At 72.2% G+C, this 8,671-nt stretch carries 9 protein-coding genes and 1 pseudogene; all 10 read left to right on the forward strand.

What is annotated here, in order from left to right; genetic code table 11:
• Positions 1 to 227: pseudogene (locus tag VFZ20_RS13860) on the forward strand (hypothetical protein); the annotation flags it as partial.
• 11 nt (positions 228 to 238) lie between these two features.
• Positions 239 to 637: a hypothetical protein gene (locus tag VFZ20_RS13865; protein WP_329684490.1), complete on the forward strand. Its 399-nt coding sequence runs from the start codon at positions 239 to 241 to the stop codon at positions 635 to 637.
• On the forward strand, positions 634 to 909 hold the full coding sequence (locus tag VFZ20_RS13870; RefSeq protein ID WP_329684491.1) for a hypothetical protein: 276 nt from the start codon (positions 634 to 636) through the stop codon (positions 907 to 909). Before VFZ20_RS13865 ends, VFZ20_RS13870 begins: the two co-directional genes overlap by 4 nt.
• Positions 902 to 1,060 carry a hypothetical protein gene (locus tag VFZ20_RS13875; protein ID WP_329684492.1) on the forward strand — a complete coding sequence of 53 codons (159 nt, stop codon included), beginning with the start codon at positions 902 to 904 and terminating at the stop codon, positions 1,058 to 1,060. Before VFZ20_RS13870 ends, VFZ20_RS13875 begins: the two co-directional genes overlap by 8 nt.
• 48 nt (positions 1,061 to 1,108) lie before the next feature.
• Positions 1,109 to 1,498 carry a hypothetical protein gene (locus VFZ20_RS13880; RefSeq protein WP_329684493.1) on the forward strand — a complete coding sequence of 130 codons (390 nt, stop codon included), beginning with the start codon at positions 1,109 to 1,111 and terminating at the stop codon, positions 1,496 to 1,498.
• Between the two features lie 208 nt (positions 1,499 to 1,706).
• Entirely contained in the window at positions 1,707 to 3,617 is a 1,911-nt protein-coding gene (locus VFZ20_RS13885) for a hypothetical protein (RefSeq protein ID WP_329684494.1), read from the forward strand.
• Positions 3,617 to 5,017, forward strand: a complete 1,401-nt coding sequence (locus VFZ20_RS13890) for a hypothetical protein (protein WP_329684495.1) — start codon at positions 3,617 to 3,619, stop codon at positions 5,015 to 5,017. Before VFZ20_RS13885 ends, VFZ20_RS13890 begins: the two co-directional genes overlap by 1 nt.
• Complete coding sequence (locus VFZ20_RS13895; RefSeq protein WP_329684496.1) at positions 5,014 to 5,823, forward strand: hypothetical protein; 810 nt, start codon at positions 5,014 to 5,016, stop codon at positions 5,821 to 5,823. The genes VFZ20_RS13890 and VFZ20_RS13895 overlap by 4 nt, the downstream gene beginning before the upstream one ends.
• 19 nt (positions 5,824 to 5,842) lie before the next feature.
• On the forward strand, positions 5,843 to 6,109 hold the full coding sequence (locus VFZ20_RS13900; protein ID WP_329684497.1) for a hypothetical protein: 267 nt from the start codon (positions 5,843 to 5,845) through the stop codon (positions 6,107 to 6,109).
• On the forward strand, positions 6,109 to 8,589 hold the full coding sequence (locus VFZ20_RS13905) for a hypothetical protein (RefSeq protein ID WP_329684498.1): 2,481 nt from the start codon (positions 6,109 to 6,111) through the stop codon (positions 8,587 to 8,589). Before VFZ20_RS13900 ends, VFZ20_RS13905 begins: the two co-directional genes overlap by 1 nt.
• Positions 8,590 to 8,671: the final 82 nt, after the last annotated feature.

Raw genomic sequence — 8,671 nt, forward strand, 5'->3', positions numbered from 1 at the left:
ACCTGCTGCCGGACGGCGAGCGGCTCCGGATCATCGAGTCGCTCTCCCCCGCGGCGCGCCGCAAGGCCACTCGCCACACGCTGGACCCGGTCGCGCTCAAGGGCCTCCTGGACGGCGGCCAGCTGGACCGCGCCGTGGTCGAGGCCCACACCACGGTCAAGCAGAAGTCGCCCTACATCACCGTCAGCCACGGGCCCCGCCAGGCCGGGGCCGCGGGCCACCGGTAAAGGAGGATCGTTTGGGCCAGCAGCAGCTGAGCGAAGACCTGCAGCGCGACCTTCACCACGCGGTCCGGCAGGTGGAGGAGGACGGGCGGGCCGTGATGCGGCGGATCGAGGGCAGCGTCAAGCCCGGCCGCCGGACGCGTGAGCGGATCCGCGTCGCGCTCGCCAAGCTGGACCTCTTCAAGTTCGCCGTGGAGTCGCTGATCTACGACGACCCGGAGAGCGTGGACGCGGAGATCGAGCACCTGAACCGCGAGAGCGACCACCTGATCCTGGCGCGCGCCGAGCTGGACCGCGAGACCAGCCGCAAACGGCGCCAGGTGGAGAACCTGGCGCTGGACCGGCGGGAGCTGGAGACGCGGCAGGTGCTCGACGAGCTGGAGAGCATCCGCGGCCGCGTCGACCGCGCATGACGCCGGGCGACCTGCGCTCGTGGGAGGGCGTGCTGCAGAGCCCCGTCGCGGTGGCGCTGCTGCTGTTCGCGGCCGTGTGCGTGACGAACACCTTCTGGCTCACGGTGGTACGCTCGCTGTGGCGGGAGAACCGCGAGCAGACGGCCGCCTTCCGGGACTACCTGCTGGCCACCGGGGATCGCTTCGACCAGACCGTCGAGAACGTGCAGAAGCTGATCCACCTTTCCTCCCCTACCACTCCCCGCCCGAACGATGGTGACCCCGATGCGTGACCTGGTTGCGCGGATCGAACGCAAGGTGATGGCGCTCCGCCTGGAGCGGGTCAACGCGAGGGCCACGCTGCTCGTGCTGCGGCAGCGCACGGAGCGCCTCGACGCGCTGGCCGACCAGGCGCGCGCCGGCGTCGCCGCCGCGGCGGCCTGATGCATGGCGCACAGGGAGGCGGTACGCCGGCGGGCCCGGCAGCTGTTCATGGGCTACGTGCCACTGGACGAGATCGCTCCCCGTGTGCAGGTGCCGCTCGGCACGCTCAAGAAGTGGTCGCGCGCGGAGGCGTGGGGCCGGCTGCGCAAGGCGCACGCGGAGCTGGAGCGCAAGAGCGCCGAGGTGGCGCTGGCGCTGGCCGAGCGGGCGCGCGATTCCGGCGACCCGCAGCAGGCCTTTGCCATGAGCACGGCGGCGATGGTCTCGCTCAAGCACGCGCCCCCCGCCGCGCTGCCCACGGCGCGCGAGATGGCCAAGCGCCTGGTGCGCGTCCTGGAGGGGCACCCCGTGCTCGGGCCCGCCGTGCGCCGGCACCGCAAGGAGGTGATCGACCTGGTCGCGGCCGAGGCGGATCGCATGGGGGAGGCGGTCGGGTGAGCGCGCCGGGACACACCTGCCGCGCCCCCTCTCCCGAGTGGTGGGGCTGCACCTGGACGCCGACGCGCTGCTTCACCTGCGGGCGAAGCCTGCTCGATGATCCGCGGAGACGGGCGCCAGGCCGTTTCGAAAGGGGTTTCCTGCGGCTTTCCGAGGCCGTGGTGGGGGCATGGGCCTCCCGGGGCTCCTCGCGCGGCAGAGGGGCAAAATGAAGGAGATCTCCCTGGCCGCGTTCCAGGCCCGCCAGCGGGGTCTGCGCGACGAGCTCGAGGACCTGATCCCCGAGCCCGCGGCGCCCGAGCCGGAGCAGAGCGACGAGGAGGCCGAGCTCGAGGAGGCGCTGCAGGACGCGCGCGACTTCCTGGAGCTGCCGGGCACGGCCACGCGCGACCAGGTGCAGGCGTGCTTCGCGGCCGACATCCACGCGTTCAGCGAGTTCTTCTTCGCCCACTACCACGTGGACGAGGAGACGGGGGAGGCGGTCGAGCAGTGCCGTGCCCACCGCGACCTCCTGGAGGTGATCGAGCAGCTGGCGCGCCGGCGGCGCACGCGGGGCAGCAAGGCGTCGCGCGAGGAGGCGTTCGCGGTGCCGCGCGAGCACGGCAAGAGCGTCACGCTGATGAAGGGGTTCGTGTGGATGGCGTCCAACGCCGTCCGGAAGTTCCTCGTGTTCTTCACGCACACGGACCCCCAGGCGGCCGCGTTCCTGGCCGACATCCGCGCCGAGGTCGAGACCAACACCCGGCTGCAGGCCGTCTACCCGGAGTTCTGCACCTTCGCCGAGCAGCCGCGCTCCGACGAGCTCGCCCTCGGCAACGGCACCCGGATGGTCGCGGCGGGCAAGGGCCGCGCGACCCGCGGCCTCCGGCGCGGGCGGCTGCGCCCCGATTTCGTGGGGATCGACGACATCGACAAGGACGAGCAGGTGAACAACCCGCAGCTGCGCAAGAAACTCGAGGCCTGGCTGAGCAGGGTCGTAAAGAAGCTCGGCTTCGCGGCGGTCTACCTCTACATCGGCACCATCCTGCACGCCGAGAGCTTCCTGGCGCGGCGGATCGACGGGGACGAGCGCCGCGTCTACCGCGCCCTGGAGGCGCCGCCCGCGCAGATGAAGCTGTGGGAGGCGTGGGAGAAGGTGCTCTTCCGGCGCGAGGTGCCGCACTTCACCTGCGTGGACGGGGAGTGGCGGCAGGCCGGCGTGCGCATCCGCACGCAGGAGCGGCGCGCGGCCGCGGCGCGGGTCTTCTACGAGCGGCGCAAGGCCGACATGGACGCCGGGGCCCTGGTCCTCTGGCCGGCCAAGTTCGACCTGTACGGCCTGATGGTGGAGCGGGCCGAGGACTTCGCCTCCTTCCGCTCGGAGCGCCAGAACGACCCGTTCGACCCGGCCGGCTGCTACTTCCCGGAGGAGAGCCTGAAGTTCCTGGGCCCCGACGAGCTGCCGCCGCTCTCCGACGTGGTCGCGTCCGTGGGCTTCTGGGACCCGAGCCGCGGCACGGCCAAGGGCGACACCTCGGCGCTGCCGCGGGTGGACGCGCTCGCGGACGGGCGGCGCCTGGTCTCCTGGGCGGTCGTCGGGCGGATCCCACCCGAGCAGGTGATCGAGACGGCGATCGGCCAGCACCGCCAGCGGCCCTTCACGGTGCTCTGCGTGGAGCGGGTGGGCCTGAGCTCCTACGACGTGCAGCTGCAGGAGAAGGCGAAGGGGCTCGGCATCGCGCTGCCCGTGGAGCCGGTCACGCCCACGGGCGACAAGCACACGCGCATCAAGAGCCAGCGGCCGCTGGTGATGTCGGGCACGCTCGTCTTCGCGGCGTCGCTGCCCAAGGAGGCGCGCGAGCAGATCCAGCTGTACCCGCAGCATCCCAACGACGACCTGTGGGACGCCGTCCAGCAGGCAAACCGAAAGCTGGACGACGTCCTGGTGGGCGTCGCGCCGGCGGCCGCGAGCCGTGAGCCGTCGCTGCTCGCCGGCGAGCTGACGGCCGAGGACGCGTTCGGGCGTGGCCGGCTGTCGGGGGAGAGCGACGCCTTCGCTCCGCGGCTCGGCGCGCGCGGCGGCGACGCCGGGGCCCTCGGCGGCTTCTTCTCCAACCTGGTCGACAGGATGTTCGGCTGATGGCCGCGCGCAAGAAGCCCGACGCCCTGCAGGCCGCCGCCAGGCGCAGCCCCGCCGCGCGCCAGATGCGGGACGCGGCGGAAGGGTGGCAGCCGCTCTCCGGGAGCGCGCGCGACCTGCCGGGGGTCACGCACCAGCGGATGCAGGAGATCGCCGCCTACCTGTGGCACCGCAACCCGCTGGGAAAACGGGTCATCGACGCGCAGGCCGAGTGGATGATCGGCGAAGGGGCGACGTTCTCGGTCGAGGACCCACGCGCCGACGCGCTGCTGCGCGCGCACTGGGACGTGAACCGCTGGGACATGAAGCTGCCCCAGCTGGTGAAGGAGCTGGGGCTCTTCGGGGAGGAGTTCGCGCCCGCCTTCCAGAACCCCTACTCCGGGGTGATCAAGTTCGGGGTCCTCGACCCGACGTGGGTGGAGCAGGTGGTGACGAGCCCCGACGACGCCACGATGCCGATCGGCGTCGTCCAGAAGGCGCACACGGCCGGGGGGCGGGAGCGGCGCTGGCGCGTTCTGCTCCGGAAGGAGGACGAGGCCTGGCTGTCGCCGGCGGCGCTGGCCGAGCGCGAGCGCTTCACCGACGGCGAGCTCGTCGTGACCGCCGTCAACAAGCTGCGGACGGCCACGCGCGGGGTGAGCGACCTGTTCGCGCTGGCCGACTGGCTGGACGGCTACGAGCAGCTGCTCTTCGCGGACCTGGTCCGCACCAAGGCCACCAACCACTACCTGTGGGACTACGAGTTCACGGGGTGGAGCCAGCAGCAGATCGACGACTACCTAGCGGAGATGCCGCCGCCGCGGCCGCTGTCGATCTTCGGCCACAACGAGAAGGTGAAGCGGACGCTCGTCGGCGGCGCGGAGAAGAGCGCGGCCGCGTCCGAGTCCATCCGCTCCTTCCGCAACCACGTGCTCGGCGGGGCGGGCCAGCCGGAGCACTGGTACGGCGGCGGCGGGGACGTGAACCGCAGCACGGCCGACAGCATGGACGGCCACACGGTCAAGACGCTGACGGCCCGCCAGACGAGCCTCCGCTGGCTGATCGAGGACCGGCTCCGGGCCCAGATCGACGCCGGCATCCGCGTCGGGTACCTGCGGGACACGCCCGAGGCGCGCGCCGTCACGGTCACGCTTCCCGACCTGTCGACCAAGGACGTGAGCCGCGTCGCGTCCGCCCTCCAGTCGATCGCTGGTGCCGTGACGATCGCACAGCAGGGCGGCTTCGCGGACGAGGAGACGGGCGCGCGGTTCATGGCGGCGCTCGGCACGCACGTGGGGCTGGAGATCGACCCCGAGGAGATGCTCGCCCGGGCGCGCGAGCAGCGCGGCCGGAACGCCGCGGACGACCTCGGCCGGCTCTATGACGAGCGCCTGGCCGGCCGCGGCCCCGCCGGCGCGTGAGCCGCGAGCGGGACCGCTTCCGCGGGGTCGTGGAGGAGGAGCTGGCGCGCCGCCGCGCCGGCGTGAACGACGGGGTGCTGCGCATCCTGGACCTGCTCCGCCTGCTGCAGTCGAGCATCCGCGACGTGCTGGGCGGGCTGCCTTCCGAGTTCGACCAGGCGTTCCTGCCGCGGCTGCTCGCCCAGGTGGGCGTGCAGATCGCTCGGTGGCAGGCGGGGGCGGAGGACGTGGCTCTCGGGTTCTTCGAGGCGGCCGCCCGCCGGGGCCCGGGGATGGTGGACGGGCCGCTGGGCGCGGCGGGGATCCGGGTGAGCGGCGGCCTGATCAGCGACAGCCTCGTGCGGACGCTCGCGGACTACTCCGCCGACAAGCTGTCGATCGCGCTCGCGGACGGGCGCGCCGCGATCGAGGCGCACATCCGCCTGGGCGTGCTCGGCGGGCAGTCGCCCCAGGAGACGATGGCGGGGATCGGGCGCGAGCTGAAGGACCCGGGCCCGTTCGGCCGCATCCGGCTGAGGAGCGAGATGATCATGCGCACCGAGACCGGGCGCATCCACTCCACCTCGGCGCAGGCCCGCCTGGAGGAGGCGCTCGACCTGGTTCCGGACCTGGGCAAGGAGTGGCTCTGGAGCCGGAAGAGCCGCGCGGCGCACGCGGCCGCCAACGGGCAGAAGCGCGGGGCGCGCGAGCGCTTCGACGTGGGCGGGGAGAAGCTGATGTTCCCGCGCGACCCGTCCGGCTCGGCGGAGAACAACGTGGGGTGCGGGTGCGAGTCGATCCCGTACCTCGCGCGGTGGTCAACCTGAAACCAGAGGATAACGCCAGGTGAACGAGAACAGGATCCCGCGGGAGCTTCGGCAGCTGGTCCGCCGCCCCGCGATCAGGAACGGCAAGCCGGAGGGCACGCGGGAGATCGCGGCCAAGGAGGTGTTCGACTGGGTCGAGACGGACGCCGAGGTGATCATCATCACCAACGACGGCCAGCGCTTCCGCGGCGAGAAGCCGAAGGGCAAGGCGGCCGCGGGTGCCGCGGCCGGCGCCGGGGCGGGCGGCGACACGTCGAACACGGACGGCGGCGGGGAGGAAGACTGATGACGGCGGCGCACACCCGGGTGCCGGTCCGGATCCAGGCGGCCACGCCATCTCTGAGCGCCCGGGTGCGCGCGGTGGAGGAGGCCGTCTGGCGCCGCAACGACTCGCTGATCGACCGCAGCGAGTACTGGTCCGTGCTGGACGTGGAGCAGGCGGAGGTGGTGGCGCGGCGGGGGCAGAAAACCTACCGCGTTCCCTACACCATCGCGGACGACGGGGCGGTCACGTTCGGGGAGGGCGTCGAGGTGGAGACGCAGTACGTCCCCGTCGCGGCCGCGCTGCAGGTGGAGGTGGACGGCTCGGCGCTCCGGCTGTCCGCGGCCGAGGCCGACGCTTCCGAGCCGGAGGGGCGCGTATGGCGGGCCGTCATCATGCGGGCCGGGATGTCCACCGCGGCCGTCAACGTGGTGCGCGAGGACGGCCGCACGGCGGCGCTGCCCGTGTTCTTCACCGAGGAGTACGTGCGGGCGCTCGTCCCGATGCTGGCGAACGCGCCCGTTTACGCCCTGGACGACACGGCCACGGGGCACAAGGCCGAGGCGCGTGAGAAGCTGCAGAACCAGGTGGTGGGCTGGACGGCGGACCCGGCGTTCGAGGGGAATGCGGCCGTCGCCTCGGTGCACCTGGACGAGGGCAGCCCGCTGGCCGAGGAGAAGCGCGTGCAGCTGCTCTCCGCCTGGCGCCGCGGCAACCCGGCCCGCTACGGGCTTTCGATCGACTCGCGCGGGCACGGCGAGATCCGCATGCACGCGGGGCGGGAGGTCTACTTCGCGACCGAGCCGGTCGCGCTGCTCAGCACGGACATGGTCCTGCGCCCCGCCGCCGGCGGCGGGTTCACCCAGCTGGTCGCATCGCGCGGCCCGCTTCACACGGAGGAGGAGATGAATCGGGATCGTCTGATCAAGGCCATTCAGGCCAGCCGGCCGCAGGTGCTCGCCGGGCGCGACCTGGCCGCGTTCACCTACGGCGAGCTGCTCGCGCTCGCCAACGACCAGGAGCTGCGCGCCGCGGCGGCGTCCGTGGAGTCGGAGGCGGCCCCCGCCGCCCAGGCGGCGCCGGCGGCTACCCAGGCAGCCGCCGCGGCGGTCGACGTCCAGTCCATCACCGACCGGGTGATGGCGGCCGTCGCGCTCCGCACCCAGATGGAGACGGTGATCACCAGCTCGCAGCTGCCGGCCGGCGCCCAGGCGCTGCTCCGCCGCGAGCTCGACGTGCCGGGGGCCACGGTGGCCACCGTGCAGGCGGCGGTGGACGCGCAGCGCGCCGTGCTCGCCGAGGCCGTCCAGGGCAGCCGGGCGCACGTGGCCGGGCTCGGGGGGCCGGCCCAGGCCGGCGGCGGCACGCTGCAGGTGTTCGTGGGCGTGGACCCCATCGACAAGCTTCAGGCCGCGGTGGACCGCGCGTTCGGGCTCGAGCCGCTGCAGCCGGAGCTGAGGACCATCGAGCCGCTGGGGCTCCGGGCGGCCTACAACTTGGTGACCTGCGGCCAGGACCAGAGCGTCGTGGGCAACTTCGGCGGGCGTGAGAGCCGCATCATCCAGGCGGCCGGGTTCGACACGACCACGCTGCCGGACGTGATGGCCAACACGCTGAACCGCCGGCTCGCCAACGACTACGCCGAGCTGCAGTACGGCGACGAGAACCTGGTGAGCACGGAAGGGATCATGACGGACTTCCGGCCACAGACCGCCATCCGGCTCGGCTACCTGGGCAGCTTCCCCACGGTCGACACGGACATCGAGGACTACCCGGAGATCAGCGTCTACAGCCAGGAGCGGGCGATCTGGGAGCCGGAGGAGCGCGGCATCCTCGCCTCCATCACCCGCAAGCACATCATGAACGACGATCTGGGCGCTGTGGGCAAGATCCCGGGCCGGATTGCGCGCGCGGGCAAGCGGACCGTCTCCGAGTTCCTGTTCAGCTTCATCACCAGCAACCCGGTGCTGTCGCTCTCGGAAGGGGACACGCTCACCTGGTTCCACGCCAGCCGCAACAACCTGATCACCGACCCGCTGTCCATCGCGGCGCTGAGCAAGGCGCGGCTCCTTCTGGCCAACCAGCGGGAGCCGGACAGCGACAAGAAGCTGGGGCTTCGCAAGAACGTGCAGCTCCACCTGTACGTCCCGCAGGAGCTCGGCGACGCGGCGCGCGCGATCAACCAGACGGAGAAGGTCCCCGGCAGCGCCAACAACGACGCCAACCCCTGGTACCACAAGTTCGGGGTGAACGACGAGTTCATCCACGAGGTCTACTCCTGGGAGGAGACCAACGACTGGGTGCTCGCGGTGGACCCCAAGGAGCGGGAGATCATCGAGATCAAGTTCCTGAACAACCAGAAGATCCCGCAGATCGTCCGGCAGTCGTCGCCGGAGGTGGGCAGCATGTTCACCCGCGGTGCGATGAAGATGAAGGCCTTCTTCGACTTCGGCGGCACCCCCGTCGACTTCCGCGGCGTGGTGAAGTCGGTCGTCCCGGCCTGATCGGCCAGGGGGGGGGCGCAAGCCTGGAGAGCAAGCAGCGCGGGGGAAGAGTGCTGAGGTCGCACGGCTGGGCTCATGCCCC

It is taken from the genome of Longimicrobium sp. (assembly GCF_036280135.1).
Taxonomy (GTDB): domain Bacteria; phylum Gemmatimonadota; class Gemmatimonadetes; order Longimicrobiales; family Longimicrobiaceae; genus Longimicrobium.